The organism is Amycolatopsis sp. NPDC058278 (genome assembly GCF_042881395.1).
Lineage (GTDB): Bacteria > Actinomycetota > Actinomycetes > Mycobacteriales > Pseudonocardiaceae > Amycolatopsis.
This window is the reverse complement of sequence record NZ_JBHVXZ010000143.1, coordinates 1-22,924: the sequence shown is the minus strand read 5'-3', so window position 1 is coordinate 22,924 and position 22,924 is coordinate 1. Positions and strand designations below refer to the sequence as shown.

Sequence of the window (22,924 nt, the reverse complement as noted above, 5' to 3'; positions counted from 1 at the left end):
ACAACCCCCGGCCGTTCGTGTGGCGCAAGACTGCTGAGGAGATCATCGACTCGCTCGCACGATATTGCCAACGAATTTCAGGCGCAGGACACTAGCGACCTCTGGGCTATTTCCGGCGCACGCGCGGCAGACCCCCTGCCCCCTCGCGACGCTGGACGGCCAAGGCGTGCAGTCGTGCCCAGCCGCGCAGCGCACCCGGTGGGGGGGCGTCGCTACCGAGCCATTCCGGCTCCAGCACTTCCCCTCCCAGCTCAGCCACCTGATCCCGGAATGTGGCCCAAGCTGTGAGAGACTTTGTGGCCCCCGAGGTACGAAATGCGCAGGTTTGGCAGAGCCCTGGCCCTTTTAGGACGCCGGCTGGTCTGGGAGTGCAGTCATGCTCGGCAGCGCACTGTACCCGATGTGGCACGTTGTTCCCGAGCCATTCCGGTTCGATCACTTCGCCGCCTAGTTCGGCCACTCGGGTCCGGAATTTGTCCCACAGAGCAAGAGACCTTGCCGATCGGCATCTGCCACAGATCTTGCGACCTTGTTGTACGGCATTCGGCCGAATCTTCCCATTGTGCCCGGCAGCGCACCGCACCCGATGTAGAGTCCCGGAGCCGAGCCATTCGGGCTCTAGCACCGTGCCGCCCTGTCCGGCAACGCAAGCGAGAAACGCGTCCCACGCACAGAGGGACCTTCCGGAGCCCCTACCGCCATCCGCGCAAGCGCGGCAGATTCCCTCTCCCTGTTGGACGTTGGAAGGGATAGTGGTGCATTCGTGTCCGGCGGCGCACCGCACCCGGTGCGGGGCTCGATTGCCGAGCCATTCTGGCCCGAGCACCTTCCCGCCTAACTCAACCACCCGCGCGTAGAACGCGGCTCTAGCGGCTTTCGGGTCCTTACCGGCGCAAGTGCGGCAGATCCCATTCCCATGCTGGACGCTGGACGGCCTGGGAGAGCCCTCGTGACCGGCAACGCAGCGGACACGATGCGGGGTATCCACACCGAGCCATTCCGGTTCGAGCACCGTGCCGCCCAGTTCCGCCACCCGCTCCCGGAACCGCTTCTCCGCAGCTAGCGACCTAGCTGAGCGCTTCACGCGAACCGTCCAGCGGTGAGGTCTTCGAATGCGGCTCACTTCCGCAGCCAGCGAGCGTCAGTGCTGCGGCGGCAGCTGGCAAGACCAAAGTGAAGGAACGACGTGTCTGAAGCACGACGCATGTGTCGATTGTTGGCGGGGTTGCGTTACATGTAGACGGACAAACATCCACAAGTCGTCCGCCGCGGCGCGCGTCCGATGACGCGGATCAGCGCCCAGCGAGTGGGTCCTTGTCCGAGGACAGCGAGAGCGCTCGGCTCGGTGATCGGCCAGATGGTCGATCCGGTGGCTGAGGTAATCGTCTGGGTTGGAGCCGACCGCTGGAGCTGGTAACTCTCGTCCGGCGGGCACCGGCTACCACCCGAGGCCGGGGCGGCACCGACCTGGAGGTGTTCGACGCCTGAAGGTAGTCAGGCCAAGGGGGTTCTTTGGCAGGGATGATCGCGTTCCTGGTCGTGCTGGTGATCGTCGTCTGGCTGGTTCGGCGCATCAAGCGAACCCCTGTCTCCGGAACGACGCAGGCGCCGGCGCAGCCTGCCCCTTCACGGCGGCTGGACAATCAGCCTTCGACGACGCGGCCGGCCAGCACGCAGGCCGTTGCTCCGCCCCCCCCTCGACCAGATCGACCGGCGCGTGGCCACGCCTGGGTTCCGCCGGGCCGGGGAGTCACGGTCGCGGGAACGACACTGCAAGGAGGGCTGCCGGCGCCGCCTGTTCCCGAGTGGAGTCAAGAGCTGCCTGTGGAGCTCAAAGTGGGGTTGGCGCAGTTGGCCGTCGACGGACAGCCGGTCCCGGCGGACTGGGCGTTGTCCTGGTACGGCCACCATCCTGGCGCCCACCTCCGCACGCCGGCGGTGCGCTGCCCGAACGAGTTTCCTGGAGCTGTTCACCAAGCGGTACCGCGCGAAGTTCGGCGACGGCCACGAAGCTGCCCGACGTCGGCAAGCTGACCGGCCCGATCACCAAGCTGCGGGACATCGTCGAGGGCGTGACCAGCGATCTCGACGCCTACAGCCGCTGCCTGGGGCGCAATCCCGACGGCGCCGGCTCGCCCGCGGGCCTTCGTCCTGCGGTGCTCCGACCTCGAGCTGGACACCAGCCGCCACGAGGGCCGCCGCGGCGGTGTCCTGCTCACGCTGACCGGCAAGGAATTCGCCGTCCTGCACCGCCTGCTCGCCACGCCCGGCGAACCGGTCCGCCGCGCCGACCTGCTGGCCGCCGCCTGGGACGAGCTCGTTCCCCCGGCCACCAACGTCCTGGACGTTCTGATCGCCCAGCTGCGGGGCAAACTCGGCGAGCCACGGGTGATCCACACGGTCCGCGGCACCGGTTACCTGCTCGGCCAGGCGCGGGGAACGGCTAGCGCGGCCGAAGTGGCCGCGCGCTGATCGGCGAGCCGGCCGAAGCCGCCTCCGTCGTCCTGCGGGCACCTCCTGGCCCCTCATCGCCGTGCTGTCCCATCGGCGATCAGTGCGTTCTGTGCTGCATGACGCGCCGGGATATTTCCGCCGGGCCGAACATCTGCCCGAACGGCAGGGCTTTGCATTCCCGGCACAGGACCGCGCACGCCAGGCGCAACCCCATCGGAACGCCGATCGCACAGTCCTCGACGATGACGTGCAGACGTCCGGTGCGAGACGAGCAGTTCTCGCACCTGTCCCCGGTCAGGCAGGGACTGGGAGGGAGGATCGGATCCGGGGCTGCCGGCCACTCGACCCGGTGGAGGTCGACCGCTCGGCGGCGCTGGTCGCCTGCTCGCCGGCGCTCCAGTTCCCTGTCCAGTGCGGCCAATGCCGGAGGCAACGCTCGGAGGTACGTGGCCCGCGAGGCCTGGAACATCCGGCGCCACCACGGCTTGAGGAGGCCGAAGGCCACCCGGCGGCCCTCCAGGAAGGCTCGCAGCAACGCTGCGTCGTGCCCGGTCCTCAGCAGGTGCACCGCGCTGATCAGGCTCCGGCACAGCTCGGGGAGGCCGGCGGGGTCGCGGAACCCCGGCAGCGGGTGGACCACTGCCCCCGCGGCCGGTTCCGCCGGTGCGACAGGAGGCCGCTTCGGCTCTTTCGGCGGCATGCGGTGCCGTCGCTTCTTCGGCTTCCGCCTCTTGGACCGCTGCATACCTGATTTCTAGTTCACCTGCGCGGGGACCGGTCCCAGCCCGCCTCCGCCGGCAGGGAGCCGAGGGCGTCGATGCCGAGTACGCTCACCCCGCCGGCCGCCCGACGTGGAACAGCCGGGCGCCGTCTGCCGTGCCGAACCGCTCGATCAGGCCGGTGCCGCCGCCGGGAGTCCGCACCTGGTCACCGACACGCACGTGCCCGGGATACCCGAACGGCGGCGGGTCGGCTCCGACCGGCCGGAGCACGGCCACCCTCAGCCGGGGGCAAGCGGGGGGTCGGGAAGCTCGAGCCATTCGAGGTCCATCGGCACCAGGGTCGTCGAAAGCACCAGCTCGCGCAGCAGGTTCACGGTCAGGGTCAGCCCCACCGGCTCCCCCACCTCCTCCCGGCGCAGCCCGTGCACGCCGGCGTCGGAAAGCCGTTGCCGGACCCGGGAAACGAGGTGTTCGACGCGCTTGACCGTCCAGTTCTCATGTGGCCGCCGGTCGGCGAGCTCGGCGGCCACCTGCTGACGGGACAGCGGCAGCGGGTGGGGGTCGTAGCCGAGGTACCGCTGCCCGAGCACCGCCAGCACGAGGTGCTCTTCGGGGGACAGCCGCCAGCGTTTCGGCGGTGCCGTCGGGTGCGTCGGGCGGCGCGTGGCGACACCGGCCTCGCCGTCGGAGACGAGCAGCTCCAGCACGTGCTCGCGGGTCCCGCGCAGGAACAGCGCGGTGTAGCCGTCCGCCAGCGGCAGCGGTTCGCTGTCGCGGTGCAGCAGGACGCTGTCGGACAGGCGGATCGGCGAGCGGCCGGTGTTGCTCAGCCACCAGCGGTCCCGCTCGCGCACGAGCAGCCCGTGGACCCGGCTGATCCGCACGTCCTCCTCGCCGACGCACACGTCGACCTCCAGCCGGTTGCGCCCGAAGGTCACCCGGCTGCCGGGCGACGGCGGCACCGCGACGCCGCCGGTGACGGTGAGCGCGCTCAACATGCCCGGCACGGTGCCGGCGACGCCGTGCCGCAGGCTGCGCTGGTGGTGTGGGTCGAGGCGTTCGGTGGTCACGGCCACCTCCGTTCGTAGGCACCGATGTCGAAGCCCGCGCCGGCGGGCCGGGCGACACCGTCGAGATCGAACGCGGGCGCGCACCCGGGGCTGCCGGCGTCGGCCGCGGCCGAGCCCTCGGCGAGGTGGTAGTCGCCGCGAGCCGGATCGGCGAACCCCGGATCGCCGGCGAGGTTGTGGTCGGCGGCGAACGGCCCGGCGTCGACCGGCCCGTCACCGAACACGTTGTTGCGCAAGGTGTTCGTTCCGGTGAACCGGTCGGCGTCGATCAGCAGGGAGCCGCGGGCGTTGCCGGAGAAGGTGTTGTTGACGATCGTCAGGTCCCGCATGGTCCCGGTCGACTCGGCCCAGAGGCTCAGCCCGGCCTGCGCGTTGCCGGTGGACAGGTTGTCGAAGACCCGGACCTTCGACAGCAGCCGGCTTTCCGAGTAGTCCTCGACGGCGAGCCCGATCCCGGCCTTGGTGGCCTCGCGGGTCCCGCCGACCACGTTGGCGTAGACGTCCACTGTGGACGATGAGTCGACGTAGATGTCCGGGCCGCGGTTGCCGGTCACGACGTTGTGGTGGATCTTCACCCGGGCGGCGTCGTCGTACTTGACGTCGATGCCTTCCTCGCCGTTGTCGTGCACGTGACAGCCGGACACCTCGACGTCCGACGAGCCGGAGGCGATGCTCAGCGCTTCGTGGTCGGCCGCGGTGCCGCCGGCGTTGGTTCCGCGGATGTCACAGCCGGTGATCCGTACCCGCCGGGTGCCGACCAGCACGAGCCCGCCGTCGCGGGAGCCGTCGACGCCGAACCGGTCGAACACGAGGTCGTGCGCGCCCGCGGCGTACACGCCGAAGCGGGTCGAGCCGGACACGGTCACATCGGTGAACTCCAGCCAGCTGTGCCCGCCCACCGCCAGGCCGCCGGCGCCGGTCAGCACCGCGGTGCCGCCGGTGCCGGTGAACCGGATCGGGCGGCCCGGGGCGCCGTCGCGGCGGACGGTCAGCCCGCCCGGGTACACGCCGGCCTCGATCGCGACCGTGTCGCCCGGCCGGGCGAGGTCGGCCGCGGCCTGCACTCCTGTGTACTTCCCGTGCGGGCCGACGTGCCAGGTGCGCGGCACCGGTCCGGCAGCCCCCTCGGCTGCCGGACCGGCCATGGCCACCACCAGGAGCGCCCCACCGGCCAGTACCCGTATCGCCACTTCTCGTCCCGTCTGCTCCGGCCCGCGAACCCGGCCTCGGCTCCCTTTCTAGCCGGGACCGCCGGGGACCGGTCCCCGGCTCAGGGCAGCTGCCGGACGAGGACCTCCGCCAGCGATCGCGCGGTCGCGCACAGCGTGTCCCCACCGGCCGCCGCGGTGTCCTCGACCGTGACGACGGCGACTTCCTCCCGGTCCTGCGGAGTGCCCTCCAGCATCGGCAGGGCGGGGGTGTAGGAGCGGTGCACGACCTTGACGGCGCACTCCGGGTGCCCACCGGGCACCGGCGCCACGACGGCGTTGCGGTTCCCGATGCGGATCCGGTCGCCCGGCACCTCCTCGTCCTTCTCGATCGGCCACTCCCGGCTGTACTCGACGGTGAGCGTGCGCGGATCGTGCTCCCAGGTGCAGCCCCAGCCGCCGAACGCGCGGTCCGGTTTCTTGGCCCGGCCCAGCACGCCGGTCGTCGCGGCGTCGTCGAGCAGGCGGCAGGCGTCGACGTGCGCCAGTGACCGCTCCGGGAGCTGGGCGCGCCGCGGCAGGGGCCCGTTGGCGAGCGTGGCCAGCACGCCGGACAGCACCGACTCCGAGTAGGAGCACACCGGCGCGTCCTGCGCGCGTTCTATCGCGCGTGAGGTGACGACGATCCGATTGGCATCGGCCAGCGAGATGGCGCGCTCGCAGGAGCCGTCGTGCATCTCGGGGTACTCGACTTCGCCCATCTTCCCGGGCACCGGCGGCCGGGGCGGGTACCGCAGCGGGCCGGTCAGGTCGAGCCGGGTCTGCACCTTCCCGGCCTTGCCGGTCAGCGTGGTCGTGACGACGCAGGTGCCGAAGTTCAGCACCTCCGGGTCCACGAACGGCTCCCCGAACGCGGCGAGCGAGTTGAGCGAGATCGCCGCGCACGGGTCCGTCCCGGCCGGGTCGGACCCGAGGGTGTTCGCCCCAGCCGGTGCGCTGGGGGTGGTCGGCCCGGCCGGGGCGCCGCCGGCGGTGGTCCACAGCGGCCGGGCGAGGACGAACCCGGCCACCAGCGCGGCCACCGCCGCCACCGCGGCGCCGGCGAGCACCCGGCGGCGCAGGAGGCGGCGCGGCCGGGGCACGGGCGCGTCCGCCGTGAGCAGCGTGACCACTTCGGCGGCGCCGGGCCGGTCAGCCGGGCGCCGGGCCATCAGCACGTCGAGCACCGGCGCGAACGGCCCGGCGCGCTCGGCGGGTGCGGGCCGCCCGGCGGCGGCGCGGCGCATCTGCGCGAACGGGCCGTCCTCACCCGACCCCCACGGCGACCGGCCTTCGATCGCGGCGTAGAGGGTGGCTCCCAGGGAGAAGACGTCCGAGGCGGGCCCGGCTTCGGCGCCGTCGGCCACCTCCGGCGCGACGTACCCGAGCGTGCCGGTGAGCTGGGCGCCGCCGGTGCGGGTGACCTCGGTCCAGCGGGCGATGCCCAGGTCGGTCAGCTTGGCGACGTCGTCCGCGGTCACCAGGACGTTGCCCGGTTTGACGTCGCGGTGGACGATGCCACGGGCGTGCATGTCCGCGAGCGCCGCGGCGAGCTGCGCGCCGATCCGCCGGACCCGGTCCTCGGGCAGCGGCCCGCCGTCGTCGACGAGTTCCTCGAGACTCCGGGCAGCCAGGTACTCCGTGACCAGCCACTGGGCGTCCCCGTCGGTGACCGTGTCGAACACGGTGACGACGTTCGAGTGCAGCAGCCCGGCACCGATCCGCGCCTCCCGCCGGATCTGCCCGGCGTCCTCGCCCAGTGCGCGCTTGAGGGTCACCTGCCGGCCGAGCTCGAGATCGACCGCCCGCCAGACGACGCCCATGCCACCCCGGCCGAGCTCCTCCTCCAACCGGTAGCGGTTGGCCACGACTCGCCCCTTGCCCACGCGGGCAGTGTACGAAATCGCGTATCGGCCCGCTGACCCCGCGTCACCGCGGCGGCCCGTACCGGTTTTGTCCGGTGGTGGCCGCCTTCAGCTGCATGCGCCGAGCGTGGGGGGCGTGGCCGGGGACAGGTCCCGGATCAGATGTCCCGGGACCCGTCCCCGCGACTGGGCCCGATACTGCCGACGCAGCACGGGAAGTGGTGAGGCAGCAGTGGCCGAGACAGGCGAGTACCCGCGGGTGCGGCTGGCCTGCATCCACGGCGAGCGGCACCGCGAGTACGTCGTCGTGGCCACGACCACCGTCCGGTACTCGCTGAGCGACATTCCGGTTTCCCGGCCCGCCACCGGCCTCGTCGAAGCCACGGTGGCCTGCGGTTCGTGTGGAAGCCGGTTGCCCTTGCGGGTGTTCAGCCCGGCCAAGCGCCGGCAGTGGAAACTGGCCTGGTTCGGCTTGTTCCTGCTCGGGGCGTTGATCGCCACGCCGTCGACCCTCCGCCTGCTCGCCTTGGACGCGCTGGACGAGCCGGCCTCGTTGCCGTACGTGCTGCCGATGCTCACCAACGTGCTCGGTCTCGGCGCGGCGGTCGTGGGAGGCAGGTTCTTCTTCACCGAAGACGGCGTCCGGCTCACTTCGCCGTGGGGCGACACCGGCCACCGTCTCCGCCGGTGGTGACCGTGACGTCCTCGTAGTCATGAGCCGTTCGAGAGGAGACCGCCCGGGGCCGGGCCGTCCCTACGAGAATTCCCGTTGACCGGCGTCTGCCGGGGAGTCGGGGGCGGCGCTCAGCGGCAGAAGCCGGGGCCGCTTTGCCGTGCGGCCGTCGCCCGAGGACCGGCCGCGCAGCCGGCGGCCGAGCCAGGGGCCGAGGAATGTGGCCGCCCAGCGCAGTTCGGCCGCTACGGCTTGCCGGCCCGCGGGGACTGCCTGTGGCGGCAGGGGGAGCGTCCAGGCGTCGTCGCTTCCGGGCAGGTGGAGGGCTTGGGCGACGGCTGCGGCGATTCGCTCGTGGCCGAGTGGACTGGCGTGGAGCCGATCCGTGCTCCACATCCGTGCGTCGGTGGCGACGGCCTCTCGGCCGGTTTCGGCGACCGTGACGTTGTGGCGGTCGGCCGCGGCGCGGATGCGGGTGTTGAGGTCGAACACGCGGGAGCTGATGGGCCGGGCAAGCGGCGCGATCTTTCCGACGTCGGGGACGGTGAGGGTGACCACGTGGGCACCGGCGGCCGTGAGCGCGGCGAACATCTCCTCCAGGTGCTCGGCCACCCTTGCCGCGTCGAACCGGGGCCGGAGCAGGTCGTTGACTCCGGCGACGACGGTGGCCAGGTCGGGGCGCAGGGCCAGGGCGGGCCCCAGCTGCTCGGCGCGGACCTGGCCGGCGACACGTCCCCGGACGGCCAGATTGGCGTACCAGAGCCCGGGGTCGACGGCCGCGAGGTGTTCGGCGAGCCGGTCGGCCCAGCCCCGCAGGCCGACGGTGTCGTCCCCGTCGCCGAGCCCTTCGGTATGGCTGTCGCCCAGGGCGACGTAGCGCAGGTATTCACCGCTCGGCATGAGTCGACTGCCTTTCTTTGAGGACGGCTGCGATCCGCAGGCACCAGTCCCGCTGCTCCTGCTCGAAGGCCACGCCGCGCAGGCAGGTCAGGTACGGCCCGATCCGTTCGCCCCGGCGGAGGAACTCCTCCTCGCCCGCGTCACCGCGCAGCTGCCGCAGCAGCTTGCCGAGGAGCTCGATCTTGGCCTCGGCCGCGGACGCTCGCTCTTCGAGCTGTTCGATCACCGGTGCGGTGCCGATGACGTCGGCGACCTGGACCTTGACGAGCAGATCGTCACGGATGAACGAGGGCTTCGACGCGCCCGCGGCGAACTTCTCCAGCTCGGCGCGACCGGCGTCGGTGACCCGGAACAGACGTTTGTTGGGCCGGGTCTCCTGGATCACCTGCCGGCCCGCGACCAGCCCTTCTTTCTCCAGCTTGGTCAGCTCGGCGTACAGCTGCTGGGGCAGGGCGTGCCAGAAGTTCGCGACGCCGACGTCGAACGCCTTCGCCAGCTGGTATCCGCTGTACTCGCTGTCCAGGAGCGCTGCCAGCACGGCATGTCGCAAGGCCATCGAAGCAACCCTTCCTCGTCCACCACTGCACCATACTCAAGAAAATGACTAATCGCATCCTTGAGTATCAGGTGGACACCGCGAGTCCGGCGATCGGAGCGCCCCGCCCGTGACGGCATCCCGCCGCTACCGCACCAGGCAGGGGCGTTTGCCGTCGAACTCCCAGCCGGGGATCAGATAGCGCATCCCGGCCGCGTCGTCGCGAGCTCCCAGCGCCTTCTCCTGGTAGAGCTCGTGGGCGGCGAGGAGTCGATCCCGGTCGAGTTGAATGCCGAGACCGGGGGCGTCGGGGATCGCGACTTCCCCGTCGACGATGCGGGGCGGGGCGGTGGTGAGCCGTTCCAGGCCTTCCTGCCAGATCCAGTGCGTGTCGAGGGCGTTGTACTCGCCCGGGGCGGCGGCACCGCAGTGGGTGACCATGGCCAGCGAGATGTCGAAGTGGTTGTTGGAGTGGCAGCCCCAGGTCAGCCCCATCGCGTGACACAGCTGGGCCACGCGCACCGAGCCCTGCATGGTCCAGAAGTGCGGGTCGGCCAGCGGGATGGAGACCGACTGCAGGGCCAGGGCGTGGGTCAGCTGCCGCCAGTCGGTCGCGATCATGTTGGTCGCGGTGGGCAGGCCGGTCGCGCGCCGGAATTCGGCGAGGATCTCGCGTCCGGAGTAGCCGTCTTCGGCGCCGCAGGGATCTTCGGCGTAGGCGAGGGTGCCGACCAGGGGCCGGCAGAGCTCGATCGCTTCGCGCAGGGACCAGGCCCCGTTGGGGTCGAGCGTGATCCGGGCGTCGGGGAAGCGTTGCTTGAGCGCGAGTACGGCTTCGACCTCTTCCGCGCCTTCCAGAACGCCTCCCTTGAGTTTGAAGTCGCGGAAGCCGTACCGGTCGTGGGTGGCCTCGGCCTGACGGACGATCGCTTCGGGCGTCAGGGCTTCCTCGTGCCGGATCCGGTGCCAGTCGACGGCCGAGCCGGGTTCGCGGGCGTACTCGAGATCCGTGCGGTCGGGATCGCCGACGTAGAAGAGGTAGCCCAGCACCCGGACGGAGTCGCGTTGCTGCCCGTCTCCGAGCAGCGCCGCGACCGGGACGTCGAGGTGCTGTCCCAGCAGGTCGAGCAGCGCCGCCTCGACGGCGGTGACGGCGTGGACGGTCGTGCGGAGATCGAAGGTCTGGCTGCCGCGGCCACCGGTGTCGCGGTCGGCGAACCGGTCGCCGATCTCGCGCAGGACGCGTTTGCAGTCGCCCACTTTCGCGCCGACGACGAGGGATTCGGCGTCGCGCAGCGTCCGGGTGATCTTTTCCCCGCCCGGTACCTCGCCCAGTCCGGTGCGTCCCTCGGAGTCTTCGAGGACGACGACGTTGCGGGTGAAGTAGGGCCCGTGGGCGCCGGAAAGGTTCAGCTCCATGCAATCCCGGCCGGCGACCGGGTAGACGGAGAAGGCGGTGACGATCGGCTGCTCGACGCTCATGGCTGTCTTTCTGTGACGGGTGTTCAGAGGTTGAGGGCGCCAAGGATGCCGTCGACGGCGAGGACGCCGCCGAGGCCGAGGATCGCCAGGACGGTGGTGTAGCTGGTCCGGACCTTGATCGCTTCGACGACCGAGAGGTTGAAGTACTCCTTGAACAGCCAGAAGCCCGGGTCGTTGACGTGGGAGAAGGCGATCGAGCCGCAGGAGACGGCGAGCACCATCATCTCGGGGTGGATCCCGCTGCCCGCCACCAGCGGCAGCACCACGCCGGACGCGGTGACGACGGCGACCGTGGCGGAGCCGAGCGCCACGCGCAGGATGACCGCGATGAGCCACGCGAGGATGAGCGGCGAAATGGGCCAGCTGTGCGTGACATCCTTGATGTAGTCGGAGATCCCGCCTTCGACGAGGACGTTCTTGAAGGCACCGCCGGCGCCGATGACCAGCAGGATCATCGCCATCGCCTTGGCGGCGGAAGCGCAGGAAGCGCTTACTTCGTCCAGGCTCCGGCCGATCCGCGGACCGAACACCCACACCGCCAGCAGCAAGGTGAGCAGCAGCGCGATCGGGGCCGAGCCGATGAAGGCGATGAGGTGCAGGAAGGGGCCGTCGCCGGAGACGGCCAGGTCGGTCACCGCGGCGCCGGCGATGAGCACCACGGGGACCAGCGCGACCCCCAGCGACCAGCCCAGACCAGGCATTTCCTCGTCGGTGAACTCGCGTTCGCCGACCAGGCCGGTGGGCACGGCGGGGTCCATCCGCTTGACGAACGGCAGCCGCGGCCACACCAGGGCGATGAGCGCCCCGGCCGGGATGGCGATGAACAGGCCGTAGAACAGGGTCAGTCCGACCGAGGCGTGGAAGGTCGCGGCGACGGCGGTCGGTCCGGGGTGGGGCGGCAGGAAGCTGTGCATGGTGGACAGGGCGATGGACATCGGCAGTCCGACCCACAGCAGCTTTGCGCCGGTGACCCGGACGAGGGTGAACGCGATGGGCACGATGATGACGAAGGCGACCTCGTAGAACATGGTCACGCCGATGAGCATGGACGTGACGACCATGGCCACCTGGACCCACCGGGGGCCGAAGGCGTCGAGGAGCTTTCCGGCGATCCGTTGCGCGGCACCGGAGTCGCCCATCACCCGGCCGACCATCGCGCCGAGGCCGATGGTGAGCATCGTGTCGCCGATCTGGCCGCCGATGCCTTCGGAGAGGACGTCGGGGATCTTGCCCAGCGGAATCCCCTGGACGATGGCGACCGCCACGGCGACGAGCAGCAGCGCGGCGAAGCCGTTCAGCTTCAGCTTGGTCATCAGCAGGAGCAGGATCAGCACGCTGATCCCGACCACGATGAGCGGCATGTCAGTTCCCCTTTGAACTGTGTCGTTCGGCAACGGCTTCGGGTACGTGTGCATTGTTCAGATATATGAACAATGTCCTTGTATACAGATCTCGTCTACATATGCAGATGGAGGTTAGGGGGCGGACTCCGCGGGGTCAATGGCTGCGCGGGGGCAAGATTTACGATGGCGGCATGTCAGAGGCTGGCGTGGGCCGGAGCAAGGGGATCCGCGGCGTGAAATCGGCGGCCCGGACCGTCGCGCTGCTGGAGCTGCTCGCCGCGCGAGGTGATCGGCCGGCTCGGCTGGAGGAACTCGCCACCGAACTGGACGTGCCGCGCAGCAGCATGTACCAATTGCTCCAGACCCTGGTCGACTCCCGCTGGGTGCGCACGGACGTCACCGGCTCCCTCTACGGCATCGGAATCCGCGCTCTGCTCACGGGCACGAGCTACCTCGACACCGACCGGCGGGTGCGCACGGTCCGCCCCTACCTGGACGAGGCTTCGGACGCACTCGGCGAAACGATCCACCTGGCCCGGTTCGACCGCCCGGACGTCGTCTACCTCGCGACCCGCGAGTCCCACGAGTACGTGCGCACGATCAGCCGGGTCGGGCGTCGAATCCCGGCTCACGCCGGCGCGCTCGGCAAGGCGCTGCTCGCCGAGCGCTCCGACGCCGAGCTTTCGCGGCTGACCGGCCCGTTCGCCGCCCTGACCGAGAAGACCCTCACCGATCGTGCCGCGCTGCTGGCCGACCTGGCGCAGGTACGTGCGCGCGGGTACGCGATCGAGCACGAGGAGACCGTGCCGGGCATAGCGGGCTTCGGGTTCGCGCTGCGGTACGACACCCCGGCCATCGACGCCCTCAGCTGCTCGGTCCCGGTGGCCAGGCTCACCGAGGAGCACGAAGCGCACATCGTGTCCGTCATGCGCGAGATCCGGGTGAAGGTCGAGGCGCTCCTGGCGTCCGCATCAGGTGCTCCCGAGTGGCGCTCTTGACCACCGGACACGCTTCTCGGCGGGTGTCGGGGTGATCGCGTCGAGCAGTTCGCCGGCGTCGGCCAGCGGAGGTACCCACTTCGCGGTCGAGCGGAGTCGTGCCGAAGTCCATGTCACGCGTTCCTGATCGCGGCGGCCTCGCCCAGGTCGAGGACCTGGACGGACTTCTCCCGCATCTCGACCTTCCGGACCTTCCCGGTCACGGTCATCGGGAACTCGTCGACGACCAGGACGTACCGCGGGATCTTGTAGTGCGCGAGTTTCCCGGTGGCAAAGGCGCGCAGGCTCTCGGCGGTCACTTCGCCGGCGCCGTCGCGCAGCTTGACCCACGCGCAGAGCTCTTCGCCGTACTTGACGTCCGGCACGCCGATGACCTGGGCGTCGACGACGTCGGGGTGGGTGTAGAGGAATTCCTCGATCTCGCGGGGGTAAATGTTCTCCCCGCCGCGGATGACCATGTCCTTGATCCGGCCGGTGATGTTGACGTACCCGTCGGCGTCCATCACCGCGAGGTCGCCGGTGTGCATCCAGCGCGCGGCGTCGATCACCTCGGCGGTCTTCTCCGGGTCGTTCCAGTAGCCCAGCATCACCGAGTAGCCGCGGGTGCACAGCTCTCCCGCCTCGCCGCGCGGCACGGTCAGCCCGGTGGCCGGGTCGACCAGCTTGATCTCCAGGTGCGGGTGCACCCGCCCGACGGTCGAGACGCGCAGTTCGAGCGAATCGTCCACGCGGGTCTGGGTCGAGACCGGGCTGGTTTCGGTCATGCCGTAGCAGATGGTGACCTGCTCCATGCCCATCCGGGACACGACCTGCTTCATCACCTCGACCGGGCACGGCGACCCGGCCATGATCCCGGTGCGCAGGCTGGACAGGTCGTAGTCGGCGAAGTCGGGGTGGTTCAGTTCGGCGATGAACATCGTCGGGACGCCGTACAGCGACGTGCACCGCTCCTGCTGCACGGCCGCCAGCGTTGCCTTCGGGTCGAAGCCCGGTGCGGGGATGACCATGGTGGCGCCGTGGGAGGTGCAGGCCAGGTTGCCCATCACCATGCCGAAGCAGTGGTAGAACGGCACCGGGATGCAGACCCGGTCCTCCGGCGTGTAGCCGCAGAGTTCGCCGACGAAGTAGCCGTTGTTGAGGATGTTGTGGTGCGACAGGGTCGCGCCCTTCGGGAAGCCTGTCGTCCCCGAGGTGTACTGGATGTTGATCGGGTCGTCCGGCGACAACGCCGCCTGGGTCGCGGCCAGCCGGGCCGGGTCTCCGCGTCGGCCGGCCGCCAGCAGCTCGTCCCACTCGCCGGACCCGATCAGCACCACCGAACGCAGCTCGGGACAGTTCCCGCGGACCTCCTCGATCATCCCGGCGTAGTCCGATGTCTTGAACGCCCGCGCCGCCACCAGGACCGAGATCCCGGCCTGCTTCAGCACATACTCGAGTTCGTGCGTCCGGTAGCTCGGGTTGATGTTGACGAGGATGGCGCCGATCTTCGCTGTCGCGTACTGGAGCAGTGTCCACTCGGCCGTGTTCGGCGCCCAGATCCCGACCCGGTCACCCTGCACGACTCCGGTTCCGAGCAAACCCAGGGCGAGGGCGTCGACGTCGGCGCGGAGCTGCGTGTAGGTCCACCGGCGGCCCGTCGGCACCTCGACCAGGGCCTCGCGGTCCGGGTCCGCGGCAGTGGTGCGGTCGAAGTTGTCGCCGATGGTGTCGCCGAGCAAGGGGACGCCGGAAGTGCCGGAGGCGTAGCTGCCGTTCACGGTCGGCCTTCCGCGGGAGCCGGGATCACGGGGAGCACGATGCGGGAGCACCGGGTCCCGTCGTGGGCGATTTCCTGGTGGGCGGCTTGCGATCGCAGGCCGTCCCCGGTGTTGAGGTTGCGGTCCCAGCGCGGGAAGTTGCTGGACGTGACCTGCACGCGCATGCGGTGCCCGGCGCGGAACACGTAGCTGGTGGACCACAGGTCGACGACCTGCTCGGTGAATTCGCCCGGCGTCGCCACCGCGCGCACGATCCCGTCGGCGATGTTCCGCGACACGCCATCGGGGCCGACGTCGCAGAGGCGGACGACCCAGTCGGTGGTCGGGGCGTCGGTCGCCGCGGTGAGGTGGGCCCGGATCCGGCCGGTGACTTCGAGGTCTTCGTCGAGCGGGTCGCTCGTGTAGACGAGGACGTCCGGCCGGGCTTCGACCTCGGCCTGGTCGAAGGGGCCGGCCGGGAACTCGTTCGACATCAGCAGGGCGCCGCCGGTGGTCGGCACCGGGTCGGCGGGGTCGTAGGTGAACGCGTCGGCCCCTTCCCCGGCATCCGGGGCTTCGAAGGCGAGACGGGCGCCCGTGCGCAGGAACAGGTCGGTGTCGACGGCGCGGGCGAGCGGCCACTCCTGCTCTTCGCGCCACTGGTTGATCCCCATGACGAACAGCAAGACCGGTGGCAGCTCGGGCTGCGCAGGAGCCTCGTCCGGCGCCAGCCACTGGCGGAGCCAGCCGAGCTCGAGGTCGGCGAACCGGCCGCGGAAGCCCAACAGCTCCGTGCTCGCGGCGAGCCCGAAGTTGACGTCGCCCAGGTACCCCATCTGGCCGGTGTGCGACCACGGACCCATGACCAGCTTCGCGGGCCGCCCGGCCGCGCGCATCGCCGCGTAGTTGTCGAGCGTGCCCTGGCAGAAGATGTCGTACCAGCCGCCGGAGTGCAGGCTCGGCAGGTCGACCTCCGCCTGCCGGCCGGCGACGCGGCACGAATCGCTCCACCCGGGCTCCCGCCGGGACCGTTCGAAGCCGAGTTCCGGGATGCCGTGCCGTTCGAAGACGGGGTGACGGCCGGTGGGCAGTTCCCAGTACGTGCTGCCGGCGACCGCGTCGGTGTCGCCGACCAGGGCCATGAGTGCCTGTCCCCGGGCCATCGGGTCGTCGGCGTGCCGGCGGAGCAGGGTGTCGACGCCCTGCATGAGCGACCAGGGCACGGTGATGCCGAGTTCTTGGGCCCCGCCGCGGGCGAAGAGCCCGTCGTCCGGCTCGGACCAGGTGACCATCGGCGAGATCGCCTTCAGCTCCGGTGGCTTGGCGAGCGCGGCCATCCACTGGGTGTTGCCGAGGTAGCTGGGACCGAACATCCCGACGGACCCGTTCGAGCCCGGGAGCGCGGCGGCCCAGCGGACGGTGTCGTAGCCGTCGTCCATCTCGAACGTCCAGGGCTCCCACTCGCCGTCGGAGGCGTAACGGCCCCGGGTGTCCTGGACGACGACGAGGAACCCGCGCCGCGCCTTGCCGACCGGGTCCATCAGGCCAGCGAGCAGCGGCAGGTTCTTGCCGTAGGGCAGCCGGGCCAGCAGCACCGGCCACGGCCCGTCGCCCGTGGGCCGGTAGACGTCGGCCCGCAGCACGACGCCGTCGCGCATGGTGGCCGGCACGTCGTGTTCGATCGTCACGTCAAGCACTGGTGGCCTCGTTCCTCACACCGATGGGAGCGACCGGACCCTGGCAGACCGGCGACGACCCCGGCACACCCGAACGGGTGTGGCGACCCGTGACAGATGCCGGCGCGGGAGTGTTTGATGTGGACATGCGAGCGCACCCGCTCGTCGGGCTCGACGAGCACTACGCGGACCTGCTCGCGGCACTGGACCGCGGCGAGGCGCTGCGCCGCGCCCTGGCCCTGCTCGCCGAAGGCTCCGAGGTCGCCTGGACTGCCCGCCCCGACGCGGACGGCGTGCTGACGCTCGACCAGGTCACCGGCGACTGGACAGGCGTGCTCCGGGCGTTGCAGGTGCCGTCCGGTACGGGCCTGACCGGCAAGGTGTTCCACGCCGGGCAGGCGGGGTGGGTCGACGACTACTTCGGCAGCCAGGAAATCACCCACGACTTCGATCGGCACATGGCCACCGAAAAGGTGCGGCGGGTGCTGGCCGTCCCGCTGCTCCGGGACGGGGAACCGCTCGGTGTCCTCGCCATCGGCCCGCGGGAAGACGGGACGTTCGGCGACCGCGAGATCGAACGCGCGTCGGCGGTCGCGGCCCAGGCCGCGCTGGCGGTCTCGGTCGCCGAACGCGCCCGCCTGAGCCGCGAGATCGCGGTTCACGAGGAGCGCCGCCGGATGGCGGCCGACCTGCACGACAGCGTCGGCGCCTTGCTGTTCGCCATCGGTTCGGGCATGGCCGACCTCGCCGAGGCGACGAAGGCGGACCCGGACCTGCGGGCCCGGCTCGACCGGTTGCGGACGCAGGCCGCGGAAGCGACCACGGCGCTGCGCGATTCGTTGCGCACGCTGCGTTCCTCGCCGGCCGCGCTCGCGCTCGGTGTCGCCTTGCGCGCCGATTGCGAAGCTTTCGCCGACCGCACCGGTCTGCCCGCGGAGCTCGTCATCCTGGACGAGGACCCGCCCGAACTCGCACCGTCCCGATCGGACGTTCTCCTCACGGCCGTCCGCGAAGCCCTGCTGAACGTCGAAAAGCACGCTCACGCCGGCGCCGTCACAGTGTCGGTACGGCGAAGTGATCCCTGGCTGACGGTCGCCGTGCACGACGACGGCGTCGGACTCGGCCCCGGCCACACACCCGGGCTCGGGCTCACCAGCACCGCCGAAGCGCTCGGCCGGCTGGGTGGTTCCGTTCGGGTCGTGTCCGATCCGGACGGTGGCACGATCTGGCGGGCCCGGCTCCCGTGCTGACCGGCACCCGGACCCGCATCGTGATCGTGGACGACCACCCGGTCGTCCACGACGGCGTCGCCGCCCAGCTGCAGCGGTACGCCGACATGGTCGTCGTCGGCCACGCCGGCACCGGCGCCGAGGCCGTGACGGTCTGCGCCGCGGAACGGCCCGACGTCGTGCTGCTCGACCTGCGGCTGCCCGACTGCCTCGCCGCCGACGTCGTCCCCCGGGTGCACCGCGTCAGCCCGGACAGCCGCATCCTGCTGTTCACCGCGTTCCCCGAACACGCCGCCGTCGCGCCGACCCTGGGTGCCGGCGCCTGCGGGATCCTGGTGAAACACGCGGGCAGCACGGCGATCCGGGACGCCATCCGCAGCGTCGCCCGCACCGGGACCTTCCGGACCGACGCGCCCGTGTCGTCCACCCCACCGGTCACCGCCCGCGAATACGACGTGCTGCGGCTCGTCGCGGCCGGGCACACCAACCCCGAGATCGGCGCCGAGCTGAACCTGTCGGTCAACACCGTCAAGACCTACCTGCGCGCGGTGATGCAGAAACTCGCCGCTCGCAACCGAGCGCAGCTGATCGCCAACGCCCGCGGCCAGGGCCTGCTCTGAAACTGTCACCCGCTGCCCACCCTGTTCACCGCGCGCTCCCCGCGGCCGATGCCGTGAAGAAATCGATCAGGGCGCGGGCGATCCGACCGGGCGCGTTCTCGGTGGGGATGTGTTTCGCTTCCGGGATACGGATGAGCGTCGTCGCGGAATCTCCGAAGCGAACTTCTCGGCGTACTCCACCTTCTCGAAGCTGTCGTCCTCGCCCCAGATCAGCAGCTTGGGCGTGGTGGACCGCCGCAATGCGGGAACGAGGTCGAGGGTGTAGCGGCTTTCGGCCGCGGCCGCCATGGCCAGCCAGGAGCGGCGGACCCGCGGCTCGGTCCACGGATCCAGATAGCCGGCGATCCGCTGCTCGGTGGCGGCACCGGCCAGATCCGTGGTCACGGCCTGCCTGCGAGCGGCGAGAAACTCATCCGCGGTGGTCGTCGGCGCGGCGTCCAGGAGCCGGGCCACGTGAGGCGCCGGCCAGGAGTCGTAGGTGACCGAATTGACCAAGGCCAGCCGGGACATCTCCAGCCGGTCGTGAGCGAGGAGATGCTGGGCGACGGCGCCGCCGATGTCATGACCTGCCACGGCGATCGGCCCGGAGAGCTCAAGCGCGGACGCGAATCGCACCACCCAGTCCGCAAGGGCCGGGACCGTGGCCGTTTCCCGGGTCAGCTCGCCTCCCGAGCTCCCCAGCCCGGGGAAGTCGACCGCGAGGGGGCGCAGTCCCGCCGCCGCGAGGTCACCGAGCACCGGAAGCCACACCCGGCTCCAGTACGTGCCGTGCAGCAGCAGCACAGCCGGGCCGTCCTGCGCCGCGGTCAGGTAGCTGGCCGGTTCGCCGTCGACCTGGACCTCGGTCCTCAGCACACTCATGAGACCACTGTGACCCGGGTTTACGCCCTGGGCGAGTGTCCAGAAAGACGTCCGTGGGTACATTCGTGCCATGGTCCGTCATCGGGTGGTGGCCCTGCTCAACCCACCCCAGTCACCGTTCGAGCTCGCCTGCGTCGCCGAGGTCTTCGGCACCGTCCGGCAGGACTTGCCCGTCCACTACGACTTCCGGATCTGCGCCGAGCGCCCTGGCCCGCTGCCGACCACCGTCGGCTACACGATGCTCGTCGACGCGGGGCCGGCGGCCCTGCAGGAGGCGGACACCGTGGTCATCCCCGGCTGGCAGCCCTACGATGCCCCGGTGCCGCCGGCCGTCACCGAGGCGCTGCGGGCCGCCCACCGGCGCGGGGCGAGGATCGTCGCCATCTGCACGGGGGCGTTCGTCCTCGCTCGGGCCGGGCTGCTCGACGGGCGGCGCGCCACCACGCACTGGCGCCACACCGCCCAGCTCGCCGCCACCTTCCCCGAGGTGGAGGTGGACCCGGACGTGCTCTACGTGGACCACGGCGACGTGGCGGCCAGCGCCGGGACCGGCGCGGGCATCGACCTGTGCCTGCACCTCGTCCGTGCCGACCACGGCGCGGCCTACGCCGCCCAGATCGCCAGGAACATGGTGCTGCCGCCGCACCGGGAGGGCAGCCAGCTCCAGTACGTCACCCGGCTCGCCCCACCCGGGTCGGACGAGTCATTGGGGCCGCTACTGGAGTGGGCCACCTCCCGGCTCGACACCCTGACCGTCGGCCGGCTCGCCGAACGCGCCGGGCTGTCGAGCCGGACTCTCGCCCGGCGGTTCACCGAACAGCTCGGCACCAGCCCGGGACAGTGGCTGCTCGGCCGGCGCCTCGATGCGACCCGGGTACTGCTGGAACAGACCAACCTCCCGGTGGAGGCCATCGCCACCCGAGTCGGACTCGCCTCGGCGGTCAACTTGCGCCGCCGCTTCCGGGCGCACCTCGGCACCACACCCGGCGCCTACCGACGCACCTTCGGCGAAAACCGTTAGACAGCAAGCCATCCGCCCTCCGGCGGCGGCTCAGACCCCCTTGATCCGTTCGATGAGCTCGTCGCGGTATTCCCGCACCGCCTGAAACTCCGGTTCGTCGCCGGTCGCCCGCTTCAACGCGCCTTCCAGGATCTTCAGGCCCTGGCGTTCGTCGCCGTGCGCATCCGCCTGCCTCGCGGCGTTCTCCATGGCTTTGGCGAGCTTGGTCCGCGCCTCGGGTTCCTTGACGGCCTTGTTGATCCGGATCCAGTTGCCGCCCGGGTCGACGACGGTGAACCCGGTGTACCGGTCGTTGCGCAGCCGCGGCCGGGTCATCCGCGGGATGCCGGAGACGAGCAGTTTTCCGTGCACGGACCGCATCCCCGCCGCGAAGGCCTCGAACAGCTCGCCGGTGTCCGCCACGATGACCAGGCACGTGCTGTACGACTGCGCCGGGTCGTAGCCGTCCATCCCGAAGAAGTGCAGGTTGATGTCTTCCCGTCGCACCGCGATGTGCGGGTTCGGCCGCGTCTGCCGATAGGTGATTTCGAAGCCGAGCATTTCGTAGAACGACGCGATCTCGTCGATGGAAGGACAAGGCAGGAGCGGAATGGTCAGTTCGTTCGCCATGGCCCGAAGGTAAGCCCGGACCCGCCGAAACGACACCGAGCTATTTGCTCGTGCGAACGAGGTGGTCAACCGGCTCGTCGCGCCGTCGGCGGGCCGGTGTGCTTACCATTCGCCCGGAAGATCGACACCGAAGAGAAAGCGGTATCCATGACTGAAGTGCTCTTCGTGGTCACCGGAGCGGATCACTGGACCCTCACCGACGGCACCGAACACCCCACCGGTTACTGGGCGGAAGAGCTCGCCGAGCCGCACCGGATCTTCCGCGAAGCGGGCTTCGGCATCACGCTCGCGACCCCGGGCGGAGTCACCCCCACCGTCGACCGGATCAGCCTCGCCGCGGCCGGCAACAACGGCGACGAACAGCGCGCCCGCCGGATGGCCGAGTACCTCGACACCATCGCGGCCGAGCTCGAGCACCCCGCCACGCTGGAAACCGTGGACGTCGCCGGCTACGACGTGGTGTTCGTCCCCGGCGGCCACGGCCCCATGGAGGACCTGGCCGTCTCCCCCGCCGCCGGCACGCTCCTGACCGCGGCGCTGGACAGCGGCAAGATCCTCGGGGTGCTGTGCCACGCGCCCGCTGCCCTGCTGGCGGCCGAGCGGCCGGACGGTTCGTGGCCGTTCGCCGGCTACCGAATGACCTCGCTGACCAACGCCGAAGAGTCCGTCAACGACTTCGCGGCCAAGGCCCCTTGGCTGGTCGAAGACCGGCTCAGGGCACTGGGAGCCGACTTCGTGACCGCCGCGCCCTGGTCGTCGCACGTGGTGGTCGACCGGACCCTCTACACGGGACAGAACCCCTTCTCCTCGGTCGAGCTGGCGAAAACACTCGTCGCCGCGGCCGGCTGAGCAGCCGCGGGGTCCTGAGCGCCCCGAACTCCTGGGCGATCCGGAGATCGAGGACCGCGCCTGTCCGCGTTCGGTGGCAGGGTGGGCGACGTCAGCCCGGCGACGACCAACGGAGAACCACGATGAGCCGACACGTCCAAGTCACGTTCGACGCCCACGACCCCCGGGCGCTTTCGGCGTTCTGGCGCGAGGCATTGGACTACGTCCACCCTGCACCGCCTGGCGTCGAGCTGCCCGAGGGCGCCGACCCCTTCGCCGCGTGGGACGAGTTCCTCGAGCGGGTCGGCGTGCCGGAAGACCAGCGCAACAGCAGCTCCGCCGTCGAAGATCCCGACGGTCAGGGCCCCCGGTTGTTCTTCCAGCAGGTGCCGGAGGACAAGACCGCGAAGAACCGGGTCCACCTCGATGTCAGGGCCGCACCGGGGCTGGAGGGCGAGGCGCGGATGGCGGCGCTCGAAGCGGAGTGTGAACGGCTGGTCGCCCTCGGCGCGACCCGGGTACGCCGCTTCGAGCCCGGACCTCCGCTCAGCGCCGGGTTCATCGTGATGACCGACCCCGAGGGCAACGAGTTCTGCCTGGACTGACTCAGGTCACCTTGATGACGACCTTGCCCGCGGTGTGCCCGTTCTCGACCGTGGCGAGCGCGGCCGGCGCGTCGGACAGCGGGTGAACCGCCGTGATCGGTGGTGCGAGGACTCCGTCGAGGGCCAGCCGGGCGGCGCGCGCCAGGTTCTCGCGGTCGAGGCGGCGCTCGACGAAACGGCCGCCGATGTCGGACACGGACTGGTCGCCCACGGCGATGACACTGCGAGGGTCCCGCGCCAGCGGGGCGACCGCCCGCAGCGAGGGGCCGCCGACCAGGTCGACGATCCCGTCGAAGCCGCCCGGAACCAGCTCACGGGCCGCGGCGACGACGTCGTCGGCCGTGTAGTCGATGAACCGCACTCCCACGGCCTCGGCCGGCTCACGCTTGGCGGCGCTGCCGGTGCCGACCACGCGCAGCTCGCGCGCCGCGGCCAGCCGGGCGACCGCGAGACCGAGCGGTCGCCCGCCCCGGGTGTGGGGGTGGGGCGGGGCGGCGGGGCGGCGGAGGG

At 70.9% G+C, this 22,924-nt stretch carries 22 protein-coding genes; 9 read left to right on the top strand and 13 right to left on the bottom strand.

The genetic code is table 11. From position 1 onward, the window contains the following. Positions 1 to 1,521 precede the first annotated feature (1,521 nt). Positions 1,522 to 2,034: a TerB N-terminal domain-containing protein gene (locus ACFVYA_RS43005; protein WP_387053472.1), complete on the top strand. Its 513-nt coding sequence runs from the start codon at positions 1,522 to 1,524 to the stop codon at positions 2,032 to 2,034. Between the two features lie 48 nt (positions 2,035 to 2,082). After that, positions 2,083 to 2,472, top strand: coding sequence for a winged helix-turn-helix domain-containing protein (locus tag ACFVYA_RS43000; RefSeq protein ID WP_387053473.1), 390 nt, complete (start codon positions 2,083 to 2,085; stop codon positions 2,470 to 2,472). A gap of 79 nt (positions 2,473 to 2,551) precedes the next feature. Here the strand turns inward: ACFVYA_RS43000 and ACFVYA_RS42995 are convergent, their stop codons facing one another. The 4 genes from ACFVYA_RS42995 to ACFVYA_RS42980 form a co-directional block, all read right to left on the bottom strand. After that, on the bottom strand, positions 2,552 to 3,199 hold the full coding sequence (locus ACFVYA_RS42995) for a hypothetical protein (RefSeq protein ID WP_387053470.1): 648 nt from the start codon (positions 3,197 to 3,199) through the stop codon (positions 2,552 to 2,554). A gap of 255 nt (positions 3,200 to 3,454) precedes the next feature. Further along, positions 3,455 to 4,246 (bottom strand): FHA domain-containing protein, encoded by a 792-nt coding sequence (locus tag ACFVYA_RS42990; RefSeq protein ID WP_387053468.1) that lies wholly within the window; start codon positions 4,244 to 4,246, stop codon positions 3,455 to 3,457. Further along, complete coding sequence (locus tag ACFVYA_RS42985; protein WP_387053467.1) at positions 4,243 to 5,436, bottom strand: right-handed parallel beta-helix repeat-containing protein; 1,194 nt, start codon at positions 5,434 to 5,436, stop codon at positions 4,243 to 4,245. Before ACFVYA_RS42985 ends, ACFVYA_RS42990 begins: the two co-directional genes overlap by 4 nt. An 80-nt stretch (positions 5,437 to 5,516) precedes the next feature. Continuing rightward, positions 5,517 to 7,319, bottom strand: coding sequence for a serine/threonine-protein kinase (locus ACFVYA_RS42980; protein WP_387053465.1), 1,803 nt, complete (start codon positions 7,317 to 7,319; stop codon positions 5,517 to 5,519). Between the two features lie 211 nt (positions 7,320 to 7,530). On the opposite strand from ACFVYA_RS42980, the gene ACFVYA_RS42975 reads away from it, so the two are divergent. After that, complete coding sequence (locus ACFVYA_RS42975) at positions 7,531 to 7,992, top strand: hypothetical protein (protein WP_387053463.1); 462 nt, start codon at positions 7,531 to 7,533, stop codon at positions 7,990 to 7,992. A 60-nt stretch (positions 7,993 to 8,052) separates the two neighbouring features. On the opposite strand, the gene ACFVYA_RS42970 is transcribed toward ACFVYA_RS42975, so the two are convergent. The 4 genes from ACFVYA_RS42970 to ACFVYA_RS42955 form a co-directional block, all read right to left on the bottom strand. Further along, positions 8,053 to 8,871, bottom strand: coding sequence for an SGNH/GDSL hydrolase family protein (locus ACFVYA_RS42970; protein WP_387053461.1), 819 nt, complete (start codon positions 8,869 to 8,871; stop codon positions 8,053 to 8,055). Further along, positions 8,858 to 9,427, bottom strand: coding sequence for a PadR family transcriptional regulator (locus tag ACFVYA_RS42965; protein WP_387053459.1), 570 nt, complete (start codon positions 9,425 to 9,427; stop codon positions 8,858 to 8,860). The genes ACFVYA_RS42970 and ACFVYA_RS42965 overlap by 14 nt, the downstream gene beginning before the upstream one ends. A gap of 126 nt (positions 9,428 to 9,553) precedes the next feature. After that, positions 9,554 to 10,888: an enolase C-terminal domain-like protein gene (locus ACFVYA_RS42960; protein WP_387053457.1), complete on the bottom strand. Its 1,335-nt coding sequence runs from the start codon at positions 10,886 to 10,888 to the stop codon at positions 9,554 to 9,556. Positions 10,889 to 10,911: 23 nt separating this feature from the next. Continuing rightward, entirely contained in the window at positions 10,912 to 12,249 is a 1,338-nt protein-coding gene (locus ACFVYA_RS42955) for a gluconate:H+ symporter (RefSeq protein WP_387053455.1), read from the bottom strand. Positions 12,250 to 12,422: 173 nt separating this feature from the next. Here ACFVYA_RS42955 and ACFVYA_RS42950 point away from each other — a divergent pair, with 173 nt between their 5' ends. Then, positions 12,423 to 13,229, top strand: a complete 807-nt coding sequence (locus tag ACFVYA_RS42950; RefSeq protein ID WP_387053453.1) for an IclR family transcriptional regulator — start codon at positions 12,423 to 12,425, stop codon at positions 13,227 to 13,229. A gap of 113 nt (positions 13,230 to 13,342) precedes the next feature. Here ACFVYA_RS42950 and ACFVYA_RS42945 read toward each other — a convergent pair whose 3' ends face one another. Both ACFVYA_RS42945 and ACFVYA_RS42940 read right to left on the bottom strand, forming a co-directional pair. After that, on the bottom strand, positions 13,343 to 14,986 hold the full coding sequence (locus ACFVYA_RS42945) for an AMP-binding protein (RefSeq protein WP_387053451.1): 1,644 nt from the start codon (positions 14,984 to 14,986) through the stop codon (positions 13,343 to 13,345). Then, on the bottom strand, positions 14,983 to 16,653 hold the full coding sequence (locus ACFVYA_RS42940; protein ID WP_387053449.1) for a CocE/NonD family hydrolase: 1,671 nt from the start codon (positions 16,651 to 16,653) through the stop codon (positions 14,983 to 14,985). Before ACFVYA_RS42940 ends, ACFVYA_RS42945 begins: the two co-directional genes overlap by 4 nt. 134 nt (positions 16,654 to 16,787) lie before the next feature. Between ACFVYA_RS42940 and ACFVYA_RS42935 the strand changes: the two genes are divergently transcribed. Then, positions 16,788 to 17,891, top strand: coding sequence for a GAF domain-containing sensor histidine kinase (locus ACFVYA_RS42935; RefSeq protein ID WP_387053447.1), 1,104 nt, complete (start codon positions 16,788 to 16,790; stop codon positions 17,889 to 17,891). Further along, entirely contained in the window at positions 17,885 to 18,490 is a 606-nt protein-coding gene (locus tag ACFVYA_RS42930) for a response regulator transcription factor (RefSeq protein WP_285993429.1), read from the top strand. The genes ACFVYA_RS42935 and ACFVYA_RS42930 overlap by 7 nt, the downstream gene beginning before the upstream one ends. A 66-nt stretch (positions 18,491 to 18,556) precedes the next feature. On the opposite strand, the gene ACFVYA_RS42925 is transcribed toward ACFVYA_RS42930, so the two are convergent. Continuing rightward, the gene (locus ACFVYA_RS42925) at positions 18,557 to 19,351 is read right to left on the bottom strand and encodes an alpha/beta fold hydrolase (RefSeq protein ID WP_387053444.1); all 795 of its coding nucleotides are present in this window, start codon (positions 19,349 to 19,351) and stop codon (positions 18,557 to 18,559) included. Positions 19,352 to 19,421: 70 nt separating this feature from the next. Between ACFVYA_RS42925 and ACFVYA_RS42920 the strand changes: the two genes are divergently transcribed. Then, positions 19,422 to 20,372 carry a helix-turn-helix domain-containing protein gene (locus ACFVYA_RS42920; protein WP_387053443.1) on the top strand — a complete coding sequence of 317 codons (951 nt, stop codon included), beginning with the start codon at positions 19,422 to 19,424 and terminating at the stop codon, positions 20,370 to 20,372. A gap of 30 nt (positions 20,373 to 20,402) precedes the next feature. Here the strand turns inward: ACFVYA_RS42920 and ACFVYA_RS42915 are convergent, their stop codons facing one another. Next, complete coding sequence (locus ACFVYA_RS42915; RefSeq protein ID WP_387053441.1) at positions 20,403 to 20,981, bottom strand: hypothetical protein; 579 nt, start codon at positions 20,979 to 20,981, stop codon at positions 20,403 to 20,405. Between the two features lie 147 nt (positions 20,982 to 21,128). On the opposite strand from ACFVYA_RS42915, the gene ACFVYA_RS42910 reads away from it, so the two are divergent. Together ACFVYA_RS42910 and ACFVYA_RS42905 are read left to right on the top strand one after the other, a co-directional pair. Continuing rightward, on the top strand, positions 21,129 to 21,830 hold the full coding sequence (locus ACFVYA_RS42910; protein WP_387053439.1) for a type 1 glutamine amidotransferase domain-containing protein: 702 nt from the start codon (positions 21,129 to 21,131) through the stop codon (positions 21,828 to 21,830). Positions 21,831 to 21,952: 122 nt separating this feature from the next. Beyond that, positions 21,953 to 22,414, top strand: coding sequence for a VOC family protein (locus ACFVYA_RS42905; protein ID WP_387053437.1), 462 nt, complete (start codon positions 21,953 to 21,955; stop codon positions 22,412 to 22,414). 1 nt (position 22,415) lies between these two features. On the opposite strand, the gene ACFVYA_RS42900 is transcribed toward ACFVYA_RS42905, so the two are convergent. Beyond that, the coding region (locus tag ACFVYA_RS42900; protein ID WP_387053435.1) for a zinc-binding dehydrogenase at positions 22,416 to 22,924 on the bottom strand (509 nt) is incomplete at its 5' end.

What these genes read in the sequence shown, in the direction of transcription:
- ACFVYA_RS42960 (WP_387053457.1), bottom strand. Translation starts at nt 10,888, where the DNA reads ATGAGCGTCGAGCAGCCGATCGTCACCGCCTTCTCCGTCTACCCGGTC.
- ACFVYA_RS42910 (WP_387053439.1), top strand. Translation starts at nt 21,129, where the DNA reads ATGACTGAAGTGCTCTTCGTGGTCACCGGAGCGGATCACTGGACCCTC.
- ACFVYA_RS42970 (WP_387053461.1), bottom strand. Translation starts at nt 8,871, where the DNA reads ATGCCGAGCGGTGAATACCTGCGCTACGTCGCCCTGGGCGACAGCCAT.
- ACFVYA_RS42955 (WP_387053455.1), bottom strand. Translation starts at nt 12,249, where the DNA reads ATGCCGCTCATCGTGGTCGGGATCAGCGTGCTGATCCTGCTCCTGCTG.
- ACFVYA_RS42965 (WP_387053459.1), bottom strand. Translation starts at nt 9,427, where the DNA reads ATGGCCTTGCGACATGCCGTGCTGGCAGCGCTCCTGGACAGCGAGTAC.
- ACFVYA_RS42995 (WP_387053470.1), bottom strand. Translation starts at nt 3,199, where the DNA reads ATGCAGCGGTCCAAGAGGCGGAAGCCGAAGAAGCGACGGCACCGCATG.
- ACFVYA_RS42920 (WP_387053443.1), top strand. Translation starts at nt 19,422, where the DNA reads ATGGTCCGTCATCGGGTGGTGGCCCTGCTCAACCCACCCCAGTCACCG.
- ACFVYA_RS42925 (WP_387053444.1), bottom strand. Translation starts at nt 19,351, where the DNA reads ATGAGTGTGCTGAGGACCGAGGTCCAGGTCGACGGCGAACCGGCCAGC.
- ACFVYA_RS42935 (WP_387053447.1), top strand. Translation starts at nt 16,788, where the DNA reads ATGCGAGCGCACCCGCTCGTCGGGCTCGACGAGCACTACGCGGACCTG.
- ACFVYA_RS42915 (WP_387053441.1), bottom strand. Translation starts at nt 20,981, where the DNA reads ATGGCGAACGAACTGACCATTCCGCTCCTGCCTTGTCCTTCCATCGAC.
- ACFVYA_RS42905 (WP_387053437.1), top strand. Translation starts at nt 21,953, where the DNA reads ATGAGCCGACACGTCCAAGTCACGTTCGACGCCCACGACCCCCGGGCG.
- ACFVYA_RS42950 (WP_387053453.1), top strand. Translation starts at nt 12,423, where the DNA reads ATGTCAGAGGCTGGCGTGGGCCGGAGCAAGGGGATCCGCGGCGTGAAA.
- ACFVYA_RS43005 (WP_387053472.1), top strand. Translation starts at nt 1,522, where the DNA reads ATGATCGCGTTCCTGGTCGTGCTGGTGATCGTCGTCTGGCTGGTTCGG.